The organism is Stenotrophomonas sp. 71799_Sma (genome assembly GCF_056482505.1).
The window spans coordinates 3,784,459-3,798,059 of sequence record NZ_CM151202.1; the positions used below are offsets into that span (position 1 = coordinate 3,784,459).

The 13,601-nt window shown below is 64.0% G+C and carries 16 protein-coding genes; 8 read left to right on the top strand and 8 right to left on the bottom strand.

What is annotated here, in order from left to right; genetic code table 11:
- Positions 1–354 precede the first annotated feature (354 nt).
- The 3 genes from ACZK4Z_RS17530 to coaE are packed head-to-tail and all read left to right on the top strand — an operon-like array spanning position 355 to position 3,109.
- Positions 355–1,614, top strand: a complete 1,260-nt coding sequence (locus ACZK4Z_RS17530) for a type II secretion system F family protein (RefSeq protein WP_107432143.1) — start codon at positions 355–357, stop codon at positions 1,612–1,614.
- Positions 1,615–1,622: 8 nt separating this feature from the next.
- A complete protein-coding gene (locus ACZK4Z_RS17535) occupies positions 1,623–2,486 on the top strand; it encodes a prepilin peptidase (protein WP_242875030.1) in 864 nt (287 codons plus the stop codon).
- 11 nt (positions 2,487–2,497) lie between these two features.
- Positions 2,498–3,109 (top strand): dephospho-CoA kinase, encoded by a 612-nt coding sequence (coaE, locus tag ACZK4Z_RS17540; RefSeq protein ID WP_478450961.1) that lies wholly within the window; start codon positions 2,498–2,500, stop codon positions 3,107–3,109.
- Positions 3,110–3,271: 162 nt separating this feature from the next.
- On the opposite strand, the gene ACZK4Z_RS17545 is transcribed toward coaE, so the two are convergent.
- From ACZK4Z_RS17545 to rimK, 5 genes are all read right to left on the bottom strand, one after another.
- Positions 3,272–4,639: a sensor histidine kinase gene (locus ACZK4Z_RS17545; RefSeq protein ID WP_032128829.1), complete on the bottom strand. Its 1,368-nt coding sequence runs from the start codon at positions 4,637–4,639 to the stop codon at positions 3,272–3,274.
- The gene (locus ACZK4Z_RS17550) at positions 4,602–5,279 is read right to left on the bottom strand and encodes a response regulator transcription factor (RefSeq protein WP_005410804.1); all 678 of its coding nucleotides are present in this window, start codon (positions 5,277–5,279) and stop codon (positions 4,602–4,604) included. The genes ACZK4Z_RS17545 and ACZK4Z_RS17550 overlap by 38 nt, the downstream gene beginning before the upstream one ends.
- Before the next feature lie 8 nt (positions 5,280–5,287).
- Complete coding sequence (locus ACZK4Z_RS17555; RefSeq protein WP_071229642.1) at positions 5,288–5,761, bottom strand: hypothetical protein; 474 nt, start codon at positions 5,759–5,761, stop codon at positions 5,288–5,290.
- 89 nt (positions 5,762–5,850) lie between these two features.
- Positions 5,851–6,327 carry a hypothetical protein gene (locus ACZK4Z_RS17560; RefSeq protein ID WP_010481495.1) on the bottom strand — a complete coding sequence of 159 codons (477 nt, stop codon included), beginning with the start codon at positions 6,325–6,327 and terminating at the stop codon, positions 5,851–5,853.
- Positions 6,328–6,572: 245 nt separating this feature from the next.
- The gene (gene rimK / locus ACZK4Z_RS17565) at positions 6,573–7,451 is read right to left on the bottom strand and encodes a 30S ribosomal protein S6--L-glutamate ligase (protein WP_005418651.1); all 879 of its coding nucleotides are present in this window, start codon (positions 7,449–7,451) and stop codon (positions 6,573–6,575) included.
- 167 nt (positions 7,452–7,618) lie between these two features.
- Between rimK and ACZK4Z_RS17570 the strand changes: the two genes are divergently transcribed.
- Both ACZK4Z_RS17570 and ACZK4Z_RS17575 read left to right on the top strand, forming a co-directional pair.
- Entirely contained in the window at positions 7,619–7,984 is a 366-nt protein-coding gene (locus tag ACZK4Z_RS17570; protein WP_223224661.1) for a hypothetical protein, read from the top strand.
- A gap of 79 nt (positions 7,985–8,063) precedes the next feature.
- The gene (locus ACZK4Z_RS17575) at positions 8,064–8,486 is read left to right on the top strand and encodes a thioesterase family protein (RefSeq protein ID WP_197618313.1); all 423 of its coding nucleotides are present in this window, start codon (positions 8,064–8,066) and stop codon (positions 8,484–8,486) included.
- Between the two features lie 125 nt (positions 8,487–8,611).
- On the opposite strand, the gene ACZK4Z_RS17580 is transcribed toward ACZK4Z_RS17575, so the two are convergent.
- On the bottom strand, positions 8,612–9,793 hold the full coding sequence (locus ACZK4Z_RS17580; protein WP_478450962.1) for a hypothetical protein: 1,182 nt from the start codon (positions 9,791–9,793) through the stop codon (positions 8,612–8,614).
- On the opposite strand from ACZK4Z_RS17580, the gene ACZK4Z_RS17585 reads away from it, so the two are divergent.
- Entirely contained in the window at positions 9,792–10,766 is a 975-nt protein-coding gene (locus tag ACZK4Z_RS17585; protein ID WP_478450963.1) for a PoNe immunity protein domain-containing protein, read from the top strand. The genes ACZK4Z_RS17580 and ACZK4Z_RS17585 overlap by 2 nt on opposite strands.
- 1 nt (position 10,767) lies before the next feature.
- Here the strand turns inward: ACZK4Z_RS17585 and ACZK4Z_RS17590 are convergent, their stop codons facing one another.
- Positions 10,768–11,172 (bottom strand): DUF805 domain-containing protein, encoded by a 405-nt coding sequence (locus ACZK4Z_RS17590; RefSeq protein WP_049425112.1) that lies wholly within the window; start codon positions 11,170–11,172, stop codon positions 10,768–10,770.
- 296 nt (positions 11,173–11,468) lie between these two features.
- Between ACZK4Z_RS17590 and ACZK4Z_RS17595 the strand changes: the two genes are divergently transcribed.
- Positions 11,469–12,203, top strand: coding sequence for a hypothetical protein (locus tag ACZK4Z_RS17595; RefSeq protein ID WP_125892726.1), 735 nt, complete (start codon positions 11,469–11,471; stop codon positions 12,201–12,203).
- Between the two features lie 302 nt (positions 12,204–12,505).
- Here the strand turns inward: ACZK4Z_RS17595 and ACZK4Z_RS17600 are convergent, their stop codons facing one another.
- Positions 12,506–13,147 (bottom strand): substrate-binding domain-containing protein, encoded by a 642-nt coding sequence (locus ACZK4Z_RS17600; protein ID WP_003158902.1) that lies wholly within the window; start codon positions 13,145–13,147, stop codon positions 12,506–12,508.
- 121 nt (positions 13,148–13,268) lie between these two features.
- On the opposite strand from ACZK4Z_RS17600, the gene ACZK4Z_RS17605 reads away from it, so the two are divergent.
- Complete coding sequence (locus ACZK4Z_RS17605; RefSeq protein ID WP_003158903.1) at positions 13,269–13,574, top strand: helix-turn-helix domain-containing protein; 306 nt, start codon at positions 13,269–13,271, stop codon at positions 13,572–13,574.
- Positions 13,575–13,601: the final 27 nt, after the last annotated feature.

The following is a 13,601-nucleotide window of genomic DNA, read 5'->3' on the forward strand; positions in this document are numbered from 1 at the left end:
CATCCCCAAGATAAGTAGTGGTTGATGTCGGGGGTGGCTGCCGGCCGGCCAGATGACCGGATGAGCAGGCTGCCCTTCCCCGCGGGTGGATCAACGCAGGTTACGTGCCAATCTCCCATGGCAGCGTCTCCCCGATTTCCCCGCGCCAATGATGGCAGCAATTTCGCGGATGGGAACCCCCCAGGAGCGAATCTGCGATGGACGCGGCAATGTGACGCGGTACGTCACCTTTCGTCTCGCATGGTCGAAAACCCTGCGCGGCGTCACGCCAGCAGGCTCCCCGGACGGCCCTGAACCGGCTACCATCGCCGGTCAGGATGCCCGCCTGGGGATGGCGGGCCTTGGGGAGCCAACATGTCTGTCAGTCGCAGTGCGATCAAGAAAGAGCCCGTGGCGCGTAGCACCATGGAGCTGCAGCCGTTTGTCTGGGAGGGGACCGACAAGCGGGGGATCAAGATGAAGGGCGAGCAGTTGGCGAAGAACGCCAATCTGCTGCGCGCCGAACTTCGCAAGCAGGGGATCAATCCCGGCCAGGTCAAGCCGAAGCCGAAGCCACTGTTCGGCGCGGCCGGCAAGCCCGTGGGCGCTAAGGACATTGCGTTCTTCAGCCGGCAGATGGCTACGATGATGAAATCCGGTGTTCCGATCGTCTCGGCACTGGAGATCATCGGCAGCGGGCACAAGAACCCGCGCATGAAGAAGATGGTGGACGGGATTCGCGCCGACATCGAGGGCGGTTCTTCGTTGAACGAGGCGATCAGCCGTCACCCTGTCCAGTTCGACGAGCTCTACCGCAATCTGGTCCGCGCCGGTGAAAGCGCCGGTGTGCTGGAAACGGTGCTGGACACGATCGCCTCCTATAAGGAGAACATCGAAGCGCTGAAGGGCAAGATCAAGAAGGCCCTGTTCTACCCGGCCATGGTGCTGGTGGTGGCCTTCCTGGTCAGTACCATCCTGCTGGTCTGGGTGGTGCCGCAATTCGAGGAGGTCTTCAAGAGTTTCGGTGCCGACCTGCCAGCCTTCACCCAGATGGTGGTCAACCTGTCCCGCTTCATGGTGTCGTGGTGGTGGCTGATAGCCATCGTCGTGATCGGAGCGGTGGTGGCCATCGCCATGACCTACCGGCGTTCGGAGAAGATGCAGCACACGGTCGACCGGCTGGTGCTGAAGGTGCCGGTGATCGGCCAGATCATGCATAACAGCTCGATTGCCCGTTTCGCCCGCACCACGGCGGTGACCTTCAAGGCCGGCGTGCCGCTGGTGGAGGCGCTGGGCATCGTGGCTGGCGCCACCGGCAACAAGGTCTATGGCGAAGCCGTCCTGCGCATGCGCGACGACGTCTCGGTGGGCTATCCGGTCAATATGGCCATGAAGCAGCTGAACCTGTTCCCGCACATGGTCATCCAGATGACCGGCATCGGCGAAGAGGCGGGCGCCCTGGACGCCATGTTGTTCAAGGTGGCTGAATACTACGAGCAGGAAGTGAACAATGCCGTGGATGCCTTGAGCAGCCTGCTGGAACCGATGATCATGGTGTTCATTGGTACCATTGTCGGTGGCTTGGTCATCGCGATGTACCTGCCCATCTTCAAACTCGGCGCCGTCGTCGGCTAAAGGTATCAATGGCATTTCTCGACCAGCACCCCGGCCTCGGCTACCCCGCCGCGGCCGCCCTGGGACTGCTGCTGGGCAGTTTCCTGAACGTGGTCATCCTGCGGCTGCCCAAGCGGCTGGAGTGGCAGTGGAAGCGCGATGCGCGCGAAGTCCTGGAGGAACCGGACTTCTATGAACCACCCCCACCGGGGATCGTGGTGGAGCCGTCGCACTGCCCGCACTGCAAGCACAAGCTGAGCTGGTACGAGAACATCCCGCTGTTCAGCTGGATCATCCAGGGTGGCAAGTGCCGCCACTGCAAGGCGCCGATCTCGCTGCAGTACCCGCTGGTGGAGGCGCTGACCTCGGTGCTGGTGCTGGCCTGCGTCTGGCAGTTCGGCTTCGGCTGGCAGGGCTTCGGGGCCATCGTGCTGACCTGCTTCCTGATCGCCCTGTCCGGCATCGACCTGCGAACGCAGCTGCTGCCCGACCAGTTGACCCTGCCGCTGATGTGGCTGGGGCTGATAGGCAGCATCGACAACCTCTACATGCCAGCCAAGCCCGCACTGGTGGGCGCGGCGGTGGGTTACCTGTCGCTGTGGACGGTCTGGTGGCTGTTCAAGCAGCTGACCGGCAAGGAAGGCATGGGCCACGGCGACTTCAAGCTGCTGGCGGCACTGGGCGCCTGGTGTGGCCTGAAGGGGATCCTGCCGATCATCCTGCTGTCGTCGGTGCTGGGCGCCATCATCGGCTCGATCTGGCTGTACAGCCGCGGCCGTGACCGCGCCACGCCCATCCCGTTCGGGCCGTACCTGGCCATCGCCGGCTGGATCTACTTCATGTGGGGTGCGCCGCTGGTGGAGCAGTACCTGGTGATGAGCGGGCTGCGCTGAGGGGAGTCCCCATGAGCCGCTATGTGGTTGGCCTGACCGGCGGCATCGCCTCCGGCAAGAGCGAGGTGACCCGGCGCTTCGAGGCGCTGGGGATCGTGGTGGCCGACGCCGATCTGGCCGCACGTGCCGTGGTGGCTGCCGGCAGCCCGGCGCTGGCTCGCATTGCCGAGCGTTTCGGCGCCGACATGCTGCTGGCCGACGGCAGCCTGGACCGGGGGCGCCTGCGCGCCCACGTGTTTGCCGACCCGGCCGAGCGGACGGCGCTGGAAGCCATCACCCACCCGGCCATCCGCCTGCTGATGCAACAGCAGTGCGAGCTGGCTGAGAGCCCTTATGCGATTGCGGCGATTCCGCTGCTGACCGAGGTGGGTGGGCGGAAAGCCTACCCGTGGCTGGACCGGGTGTTGCTGGTGGATGCGCCCGAAGCCGTGCAGCATGCGCGGCTGATGCAGCGCGATGGCATTGATGCCGCGCTGGCCGACCGGATGATTGCTGCGCAGGCCAGCCGCGCGCAGCGGTTGGCGCTGGCCGATGACGTAGTGGTCAATGATGGGCAGCCGGAGGACCTGCAGGTGCAGGTGGAACAGCTGCATGCGCGGTATCTGGGGTTGGCCGGGGGGTGAGGCCTGGTTGCCGGCCAGCGGCCGGCACTACCGAAGCGTATCCACGCATGGCGTGGATCTACACGCGCGGGGCGCGGCAGCGATCACGGTGGTGGCACAAGCGACACAGGGCGCGATGCAAGGTCGGCAGGGTTTGTGCCGACCAAGGTCGGCACCTACTGCTTACAACGGCTTCGGCGAGAACGTCAGGGTGGCGATCACGCCACGCTGGCCGCCGGGGCGCACGCTTACCTGCCAGCCGTACAGGTCGCACAGGCGGCTGACGATCGACAGGCCGATGCCGCCGCCCTGCGAGTGGCCGGCATGCGTGCCGCGGTAGCCACGCTGGAACAGCTTGGCCGCGTCTTCCTCGCTCAGGCCCGGGCCACTGTCGGTTACCGACACCGAATTGGTGCCGACGAACACGCGCACCTCGCCGTCCTGCGAGTACTTCACGGCGTTGCCGATCAGGTTGCCCAGTGCCACCGACAGCGCCGCCTCGGGCGCGTCGATCACCAGATTGCGCTCACCTTCCAGCAGCAGCTCCAGCGGCTTGCCACCCAGCTGCGCACGGTGAGCGTCCAGCAGCTGCTCGGCCACCCGGGCGACGTTGCTGGTGCCCTGCCCGCGCTCGTTGCGCGACAGCAGCAGCAGCGCGCCGATCAGATCGCTGCACTGCTGTTCGGCGCGCTGGATGCGCTGCAGGCGCTGCAGCACCTTCTCGTCCAGGCCGGGCCGGGTCAGCAGCAGCTCGGTGGCGCCACGGATCACTGCCAGCGGCGTACGCAGCTCATGGCTGACGTCTGCATTGAATTCACGGTCGCGCTGCACCACTTCGGTCAGCCGCGAGGAATAGTCGTCCAGCGCCTGGGCCAGCTGCCCCACTTCGTCGTCGGGGAAGCGTGGCGCCAACGGCTCGGGATCACTGGTGCCGCCGCGATAGGCACGCAGCCGCGCGGCCAGATCCGACACCGGCTTCATCACCTTCGAGGCCGACCACCAGCCCAGCACCAGCGACAGCACGCTGAACACCAGCACCGACAGCACCAGCGCGCGGTTGAGCTGCTTGCCGCCGCGCACGCTGTCGGTCATGTCATAGGCGAGGAAGAACCAGGCGTCGGGCGTCTTGCGTACGGCCAGCTTGTAGGAGTACGGCTCGCCGTGCTCATCGCCGCTGACGCTGTGGATGCCATCGGAGAAGCCCGCCCACTGCGCGCGCTCTTCGCGCACCCGGTCGAACTTGTCCTTCGAATAGGCATAGGCCTTGATCTGCAGCACCGGTGCGTCCGGGTTATGCCCAGGGTGCTCGTAATAGCGGCGCGCATACTCGTCGATATTGCGGTTCATCAGCTCTTCCACCAGCTGGTTTTCCACGCGCAGGCGGGCCCAGTTGGTGGCGAACGCAAACAGTGTCGTCAGGCAGAAGCCCAACAACACGAACGAAACGATGATGCGGCTGCGCAGGCGCCGCCGATAAGGCGTGCGCCGGCGCTCCCCCTTGGTTGCCACCGAATCAGGCTTCCGGGGTGGCGATGCGGTATCCGATGCCATGGCGGGTCTGGATCAGCGGCACTTCAAACGGCTTGTCGACCACCGCACGCAGGCCATGGATGTGCACGCGCAGGGAATCCGAATCGGGCAGTTCCTCGCCCCACACGCGGGTTTCCAGCTCCTGGCGGGTCACCACGGCCGGGGCCGCTTCCATCAGCGCCTGCAGGATCTTCAGCGCGGTCGGGTTGAGCTGCAGCAGCTTGCCCTGGCGGCGCACTTCCAGCGTATCCAGGTTGTATTCCAGATCGCCGGTTTCCAGCACGCGGGTCTGCACGCCCTTGCCGCGACGCGACAGGGCGTTCAGACGCACTTCCACTTCCTGCAGCGCGAACGGCTTGATCAGGTAGTCGTCCGCGCCGGAATCGAAGCCGGCCAGCTTGTTGTCCAGCGAATCGCGGGCGGTGAGCATCAGTACCGGGGTCTGCTTGCGCGCTTCATTGCGCAACTTGCGGCAGACCTCGATGCCGTCCATGCCTGGCAGATTGAGATCCAGCACGATCGCGTCGAACTCGTGCACCACGGCCAGGTGCAGACCGGTAACCCCGTCAGCCGCGAAGTCCACGGTGTGGCCCCGGTCCTCCAGGTAGTCGCCCAGGTTGGCCGCAATGTCGCTGTTGTCTTCGATTACCAGGATTCTCACTGTCACCTCTAATTTACGAATTTGCCGATGCGCTGGGCCTGGCCCATATCACGCTGTGCCTTGTCCTTCCGCCGGGCGCGCTCGGCAACGGTAGTGCACTGCGTCGTGGACCGGTTCGAACCCGTGGCCTTTTCACGTTGGCATATTAGACGACTATCTTCACGTGCCTGTGTCAAAACCGTGTTCACGATCTGCTGGTCGTTGAAGACATCGGTTCGTACCTGTTCAGGCATGGAATCGCGGTCAGGATGCTGCTCGACGGCCGTACGCATGCGCACCAGCGCCTCGCGTACACGGCTGCGGTCGGTCTGCTTCAGTTCGCTGTAGGTCTCGCCATCGTTGAGTTCGATTTCGATGCGCTCGATCTGCTGCTGCAGCGGCTTGCCGGGGATAAAGACCTCACCGGACTGGTTCGATGCAGAGGCGGCGGTGGCCAGGGTCAGGCCCGAGATCAGGACCGCCGACATCAGGAGGGACTTCATGACAAACGAATCCTTGTTTGAGTTGAGTGTTGACTGTATTCGCACCACCTTCACGCCAGCAAGTGCCATGCGCAGGGGCACCGGACGGCCTAGTGGTTGGTGGCAGGGTTGAAGTTGTTGAAGGTGCGCTGGTCGTTGAGCAGGGCCTTGCCCTTTTCTTCGATCCGGCGGCGCTCGGCCACGGTCAGGCAGCGGCTTTTAGGCATGTTGCTGCCGGTGGTGCGGGTGTGCTGACAGATCTGGCGGCTGTCCTCGTGGGCGCGGACAAGAACGGTGTTGATCCGCTCCTGGTCGTTGAAGACCTCCGCCTGGACCTGCGGCGGGAGCTCCTGAAGCGTGCGGTGGTCGCCCATCCGCTGGGTGATGCGCGCCAGTGCCTGCTGCACCTGGGCGCGGTCATCGGCGGAAATCTCGCTGTACTCGCCGTCATCGAGGGCCTTCTCAACCCGCCGGACCTGCTCGGCCACCGGGGCCTGTCCGTCCATCTGTATGGCGGTCTTCTCCGGCTTGGCGGAGACAGCACCAGACAGCCCCAGCAACAACGCGATCATCGTGATGCGGTACATCGCCAGCCTCCGGATCCATCCAGGAACGATGGGCGCCACTCTACGGCCGTCACGCTGCCTCCACAAGGGACTTCCGGCGGCATAAAAAAGACCCAGGCGGTGCCCCGCCTGGGTCTGAAGTCGTATCCCGATACCGATCCTGCTGAGAGGCAGAGCTGCGGTTCGCTGAAGGCTACGCCGGCGCCGATTAAAGGCGCGTTAAAGCCGGCCTCATTTGCCCATGAGAATTTCAAGCCATTGATTAATCATGGCTTTTTGATCTTCTCGACGTGCTCGATGATGCGCGTGGCCACATCCACCCCGCAGGCGGCTTCGATGCCCTCCAGCCCTGGCGTGGAGTTGACCTCCAGCACCAGCGGGCCACGCGCGGAGCGGATCAGGTCCACGCCACAGACCGACAGGCCCAGCGCCTTGGCCGAACGCACCGCCACCTGCTGTTCGGCGCGGCTGGCCTTGGCCGCCACCGCGGTGCCGCCGGCATGCAGGTTGGAGCGGAAGTCACCCTCCGGCGCCTGGCGCTGCATCGACGCCACCACCTGGTCACCGACCACGAAGCAGCGCAGGTCGGCACCCTTGGCTTCGCCGATGAACTCCTGCATCAGGAAGTTGGCGTACAGGCCCCGCAGGGCCTCGACGATGCCACGCGAAGCGCTGGCCTTCTCGGTGAGGATCACGCCCCGTCCCTGGGTGCCCTCGTTGAGCTTCACCACGTGCGGCGGCGGACCGAGCATCGACAGCAGGTCGACGGTGTCGTCGGGGTTGTCGCCGAACACAGTAACCGGCATGTCGATGCCCTTGGCCGCCAGCAGCTGGTGTGCGCGCAGCTTGTCGCGCGAACGCAGGATCGCGTCGGACGGATTCGGGGTTCGTGCACCCATCAGTTCGAACTGGCGCAGCACGGCCGTGCCATAGCGGGTGATCGAGGCACCGATGCGCGGGATGACCATGTCCACGCCGGTCATCGGCCGGCCCTTGTAATGCATCGAAAAACCATCGGCGGCGATGCGCATGTAGCAGCGCAGCGGGTCGAGGATGCGAACGGTGTGGCCGCGCGCGCGGGCCGCCTCGACCAGCCGGCGGGTGGAGTACAGGGAGCTGTTGCGGGACAGGATGGCGAGCTTCATCGCGGCAGGATCGGACGGCAGGCGCGCAGCATAGCGCGGGCGTGTGGCGGGCGGATGATGCCCTGCAGGCCGCCGTATCTGCGTGCCTGCCGGGGCTGTGCGAAGATGGCTGTTGCCGGCTACAGGACAGGACACGGCCGGCTTACACAACCCAAGGAGAACCACAGATGCGAATGGGAATTCCGCTGTTGTTGCTGTTTGGCCTGATGGGGAGCGCCGCACACGTACAGGCTGCGCCCACCCACGCAGTCTCCCGGCTCTACTTCGATGCCAACAACACCCTGATCGGCCAGGGCCTGCGCTACTGCACGGGCAAGACACAGCACCAGGGCGTTGCCTCACACGCCAATACCCGCTGGATCGATGTTTCCTACGCCTGCCAGGGCGACTCGACCGACGTTTCCTATGGCAGCTGGGTGCCTGCACAACTGCGGCAGGACTTCTGCACGCTGTATGACGCCTGCACGTCACTGATGCCGTGGCCGGAACCCGGCCTGCCCGGCACCCTCGGCAACGGCTTCTACTCAGACTGACAGCCGGTAGTCGCCGCACTGTCTCCGGCGATGGCTGCACCGTCGCCGGAGACCCCACCCACTACAGCCCGGAGACTTCATGCCGTTGACGATCCTTCCGCGTTTCTCCGAAGTGGATGTACTCGGCCACGTCACCAACACCGCCCTGCCCGTCTGGTTCGAGGAAGGTCGCCAGGAGATCTTCCGCCATTTCAGCCGCGAGGCCAGCATGCGCGACCTGACGCTGATCCTGCGCCGCTACGAGATCGACTTCCTGCAGCAGATACAGCCGGGACACGAAGTACGCATCGACACCCGCATCGAAAACATCGGCCGCTCCTCGCTGTCGATCGTGCAGCAAGCGTTCCAGTTCGAGGCCCTGGTGGCCAGCGGGCGCTGCGTGATGGTGCATTTCGACTACACAACCAACGCCTCGCGCGCCATCGATGCAGAGCAGCGCCGGGCATTGTCAGGGCTGTTTACCGAGGAGTATGCGCAACAGGTGCAGGCGGCAGGCGCATGAGCCCTACGGAAGTCCGGTCATCCGCACCCGGTACTGCCCGCAGCCCATTTCTTCAGCTTTTCCAGCGCTTTCCCGGCCTGCATCGACGACGCATGCCGGAACCTCCCTGTTTGATTCGACGCAGTCTAACCTGTGACTGAGGGCCGCTGATCCGCGCGGGGCAGGCGCAGCGAGAAGCCCCCATCGCGGACACGCACGGCCAATGCGGTTTCCCGCCATTCCACAGGCAGCGCCAATGCCGTATGTGGCGTGGGGATGCGTGTGATCGCCTCGAACGTCCAGTGTTCCTCATAGGCTTCGCAGCGAAGCGTTCCGTCATCGCCGACCGCGATCACATCGATCCAGGCCCCACTCCGGGTCTTGCCGCTGCCGCCCATCGCACGGCGGCCAATGGCCTGCCAACGCCCCTGCCAGTGGACGAGCCATACGCCCTCGATGGGACGCAGATCCCCATCAAGCACGCTTCCCGCCACCACCACGCATCGACCGGACGGGCTGGCAATGACCGTCTCCAGATCGCAGGCGTGACGGTCACTGGGCTCGCCATCAAGACAGAGCGCGTACGGGCAGATGCGCGCGAACAAGGTCGGATGCGCAGTCAGGCGCAGGTCATCGGGAAGCAGCGGGATGGCCTGCAGCACCCGGGCATCAGGCAGGACATGCCGCAACACCTGCGGCAACCCGGCGGCCAGCGCCGGATGCTCCTGTTCCAGCCATAGACCCCGGCAGGGGCGCAGCGTGGTCGATCGACTGGGAATATCCCGCAACCACATCGCGGCTTCGGCATCCCCGCCAAGCTGCCGGCGCTCGTGCAGCTCCTGCCAGAACAGGCTGGGAACAATCGCCAGCAGGTGCATCACCCTCTTGTCCGCTTCGTCGTAGACGATCACCGCTTCGCTGCGATCACTGTAGCCACTGGCCACACGCAGCGCGCTGCCCGCCAGCGCCAGCCACTCGCCGCTGGCATCGTGGCTGCCTGCGGTGGATACGCCCTCGACAATGGCGCCATCGCGCAGCATCAGGGTGCCGTAGGCCGGCCCGCCCATGCCCAGCTCGCCCCAATCCAACAGCACATCATGCGTGGGCGGCCGGGGCTCGAAGGGCAGCTTCGCCCGCGAGCGCAGCAGTGCGCCCCCTACGGCATCGCCTACCAGATCGAAGTGCTGCAGCACGCCGCCCAGGGCAAGGCATGCGGCCAGGCCAACGACCACACCCCAAGGCGACCACCACACCACGCAGATCGCTACCCATATCAGGAACGGCAGCCACTGGGTGAAACGGCGGAGGGCGATTCGATCAACGGTCATGCAGGCTTGGTGGCGGCGACTGTGCACCATTCAAACCTTCAACGCTGTGCCAGGCAATGGGGTTCGAACCGGCAATGCCGCTAGACTCTCGCTGATGATGCAATCGATGACTGCCGTGAATCGCCGGAATCTGCTGCAGGACATGCTGCCGCGATGGAGAGCACTGGCCAAGGCCCCGGGCCAGCCGCGCCGCACGCTTCGCCTGCCGGATTGGCAGGCGGACTGGAACGCAGGCATGGCCTTGCTTGCACGCCATGCGCGCAATGGCGGTGAATCTGTGGAGGAAACGCTGCAGGGACATGCGGCCCTGGAGCATGCCTACGGCTGGGAGACGCTTGCACAGACCGGCAGCAACCTGCTGCTGAAAGGCGTTGACCGCGGCTTCGCCCCCACGGCGTTGCAGCAGATGCATGCCGACGTAGCAGATCTCTGGCTCGAGCATGCGCATTTGCTGGCCCTTGCCCGGGACAGCCTGCAACAGCAAGGCCACGACATCGCGCTGGCTGCGTCGTTGCAATCGCGTACAACGCAGCACTACGAATACGCACTGCAGCTGTTGTCACTGGGCGTGCTGCTGGATGCGCAGGAACGCCTGCCGGCGCTGGTGGAGAAGGTGCTCTGTTTCGACACCGACCGCGTGCTGGACTACCTCAGCGCGCCGGCGCTGGGCCTGGTGGAAGCCAGTGATGAGGTCTTTCATCCGCGACCGTTCGCCGAGCTGTTCGCGCCGCTGCGCGACGGTGAAGCGTTCGACCCTTCACTGCTGGCCGGCTACCTGCAGGTGCAGTACCGCGACTTCTTCCTGCTGCCGCCAAAGGCTCAGAAGCGGACCCGGCGCCTGATCGGGCCGAACGCGTGGGGCTACTGGGCATTTGAAGTGGCTGCGCTGGTGGTGCTGTATGGCGGTGACGACGCCACGCTACGCACCTGCCCCCACTACCCTTCCGACCTGGTGGACTTCGCCCGGCGTTGAGTCAGGCACCCGGCAGGCCGGAAACACCGCCGAATCGATTCTCTTCCTCGTTGCCCGGCAGAAGCATGACCGGGAAGAGGACGAACACACCCAACGGGATGAAGGCGATCACGACGTACCAGCCGGACTCGTCGATGTCGTGCAGTCGTCGAACGGCCAGGGCCAGCATGGGCGGAAGGAGGACGATGACCGCGCAGACCGTCATGACCCACCCCAGCGTCCGGAATGGCTCGAAGGCCTCCCCGTCGAGCAGCACGGTGCCCGTCAGCCAGTATCCGCCGTCCATCAAGGTGTAGCCCACTGCCACCACAAGGGCAGCAGACAGGGAGTACGACCAGAACTCCTTCCGGTTGGATCGCCCTGAAAAATCAAAGCAACGCCTGAGGGGCAAAAGTGCGGGGATCATTCGCGCTCCGGGCAGCGGACGATGGGAGGCAAGGGTTAACGATCTTTTAGCATCCCCAAGCCCAGCACCAACTGAACCCTGCGGCCCAGCGGGCCCGGCAGACAGCGGAGGTTGCAGGAGCCCGCCGCGGCAGCCGCGCAGCCAGAGACGCAGCGCGAACTACCGCACATTTCCATAGACGTGGGCATTCTGAATCGGATCACTGGCTTGCAGCAGTGGCGGATTGGTCGAATTCCAGTTTTCCAGAATGGCGCCTCTGCTAGCGTCACGACTCACTCATGGATTCGAGGTTTTGAATGGCTGCGATTTCTTTTCCGCTGATGCTGGCACTGCTTTCCACCCAGGCCCCGATGGCCGCAAACGCGGAAGGTGACTACACCAGAGCCGCGGGGGCTTCGATCGGGCCTGGCATCTGCGACCCCGGCATGGACATGCTGCCGAACGGCGGAGGGGTGGTGATCCGGCGCTGCGGCACGAATGGAACGGTCGCTGGCGTTGGCAGCAATATCGATGCTGCGACGGCCAACGCCAATGGCTTCCTTGCCGTCGCCGAGGAAGGACCCGTCTGCAGTGTCTTCGCACGCGATCCCTATGTCAGCATCCCGGCACCGGGTGTTGGCATCAAAGCGGAATGCAGTTCCACACCGCTTTCCGCCTATGGCATGACGACCACCACTGCGGGACAGAACGTACTTGAGCTGGCCATCAACCTGGCGGCGACGCAGGCCTGGTGCAATGTCGACTACTACTATGGGTCGGCGCATGGCTATAAGTATCCCTACACCTGCAACCGCCCGGGCCAGTCCTGGAGCGTTGCCGGTCTTGGCTCCAGCGTCGACGATTCAAACGCAATGGCAATGCGGCTTGTGAAGAAATCATCCAAGACCGGTACGCACTGCTATTTTGACAACGCCGAGTTGAATGGCGTCGTCTTCCGCGCATACCTGCACTGCAACGGATCGACCTATACCGGTTTCGGGAGTTCCGTCACTGCCGCGGCCAAGGACGCGGCTGCGCAAGCGGGCGCATAAGCCACCCGGGCTGTGGTTCGGAAGAGCCACAGCCCGACGCATTGAAGAATGAGGTTCCGGCGCCGTTGCCACACGCTGGACTGGGGTGTGGTTCAACGATTGCGCCGCGTCTGCCTGGGGTGAACACCCTGGAGACATGGAGCGGGCGATGGGAATCACCCAAGGCAGCCAACCCATTGATTAATAAAGATTTTTTCTGGTTATTAAAACCAGAAGTGGCCTCTGAATGTACCACATCACCCCTCTTGGCGAAAGGCATAAATCCACCGCCTTCTGCTGGCAGCTACCGACAGCCACTGCGATCAGGAAGGGAGCGCTTTTGCGATCTGCAGTGCCCTGCGCTCGAACCGTTCGGAAACAGGGTTCGCTTGCCCCTGGGGCCTATGCAGGTGCGCCACGATTTCGTAGGGGCCGTCGTCCAGTGGTCGCATGCTGACTCCCCATCCAGGGGCGTGCTTGATACGCGATTGTGCGGATACCCCGACACCGTAGCCGGCAGAAACCCATAGCGCCATCATCTCGAAGGAAGTCACGTACTGAAGGTTCTGCGGGTCAGCAGGCAGACGCGCGAGCAGCCGACGATCCAGCGAAGAACAGGTCTCAGCCTCCCAGCGAAAGATCGGATAGTTCTGGAGGTCGGCGATGGTGAGCGATGCCTGCTCAAGCAAGGGAAGCCTCAGCGGTATCGCAACGGCCATGTGCTCAATCCACAAGGGCTGGGTTTCCAGGGCCGGATCGCTCGCTCCTTGAAGCGACATTCCCACGTCGTAGCGGCCTTCACGAAGCCCATCAAGCAGCTCGTCACCTGCCACTTCAAAGAACGTGATGCTGACCTCGGGTTCTTCCGCTCGTTGCAGCGCGAGCAGCGCCGAGAGCTGAGATGACGATACGCCTGGCGCAATCGCAAGCCTGAGGTGGGCGGGTTGGCTGGTGATGTTGTCCACGGAGAACCTACAGAAGCGACGAAGCAGGTCAAGGGCAAACCAGCATCATAGTAAAGAGAGAAGTTTAACGTCTATATGTTTAACGTGGTTAATTTAAGAGGATTGTTTGACGCTTCTGTTGATGCAGAAGCTTACTATTCAGCCAGGTCGTCCACCTGGCACACCCACATATGAATCCGAACCAGCATTAGCTTTCGGGCGGGCCGTGCGTGCCGCTCGCGTCGCGCAGGGGGTCGCTCAAGACGATTTTGCGTATCAGGCGGGAATATCGCGTTCGCACATGGGCAAGATCGAACGCGGGGAGCATGTGCCGACGCTGCCTTTGATACTGAAAATCGCTGCCGCACTCGGGATAAGCGCCAGCGAATTGATGGCCGCGACTGAAAAGAACCTCAGCGCGGGCAGTGAGCCGCAAGATTCGGCATAGCGGTCGTAAGTGTCTTTTCGGATATTG

What these genes read in the sequence shown, in the direction of transcription:
- ACZK4Z_RS17580 (WP_478450962.1), bottom strand. Translation starts at nt 9,793, where the DNA reads ATGACCGTTGATCGAATCGCCCTCCGCCGTTTCACCCAGTGGCTGCCG.
- ACZK4Z_RS17570 (WP_223224661.1), top strand. Translation starts at nt 7,619, where the DNA reads ATGCGAATGGGAATTCCGCTGTTGTTGCTGTTTGGCCTGATGGGGAGC.
- ACZK4Z_RS17545 (WP_032128829.1), bottom strand. Translation starts at nt 4,639, where the DNA reads ATGGCATCGGATACCGCATCGCCACCCCGGAAGCCTGATTCGGTGGCA.
- rimK (WP_005418651.1), bottom strand. Translation starts at nt 7,451, where the DNA reads ATGAAGCTCGCCATCCTGTCCCGCAACAGCTCCCTGTACTCCACCCGC.
- ACZK4Z_RS17605 (WP_003158903.1), top strand. Translation starts at nt 13,269, where the DNA reads ATGCAGAAGCTTACTATTCAGCCAGGTCGTCCACCTGGCACACCCACA.
- ACZK4Z_RS17575 (WP_197618313.1), top strand. Translation starts at nt 8,064, where the DNA reads ATGCCGTTGACGATCCTTCCGCGTTTCTCCGAAGTGGATGTACTCGGC.
- ACZK4Z_RS17560 (WP_010481495.1), bottom strand. Translation starts at nt 6,327, where the DNA reads ATGTACCGCATCACGATGATCGCGTTGTTGCTGGGGCTGTCTGGTGCT.
- ACZK4Z_RS17530 (WP_107432143.1), top strand. Translation starts at nt 355, where the DNA reads ATGTCTGTCAGTCGCAGTGCGATCAAGAAAGAGCCCGTGGCGCGTAGC.
- ACZK4Z_RS17555 (WP_071229642.1), bottom strand. Translation starts at nt 5,761, where the DNA reads ATGAAGTCCCTCCTGATGTCGGCGGTCCTGATCTCGGGCCTGACCCTG.
- ACZK4Z_RS17590 (WP_049425112.1), bottom strand. Translation starts at nt 11,172, where the DNA reads ATGATCCCCGCACTTTTGCCCCTCAGGCGTTGCTTTGATTTTTCAGGG.
- ACZK4Z_RS17585 (WP_478450963.1), top strand. Translation starts at nt 9,792, where the DNA reads ATGCAGGCTTGGTGGCGGCGACTGTGCACCATTCAAACCTTCAACGCT.
- ACZK4Z_RS17595 (WP_125892726.1), top strand. Translation starts at nt 11,469, where the DNA reads ATGGCTGCGATTTCTTTTCCGCTGATGCTGGCACTGCTTTCCACCCAG.
- ACZK4Z_RS17535 (WP_242875030.1), top strand. Translation starts at nt 1,623, where the DNA reads ATGGCATTTCTCGACCAGCACCCCGGCCTCGGCTACCCCGCCGCGGCC.
- coaE (WP_478450961.1), top strand. Translation starts at nt 2,498, where the DNA reads ATGAGCCGCTATGTGGTTGGCCTGACCGGCGGCATCGCCTCCGGCAAG.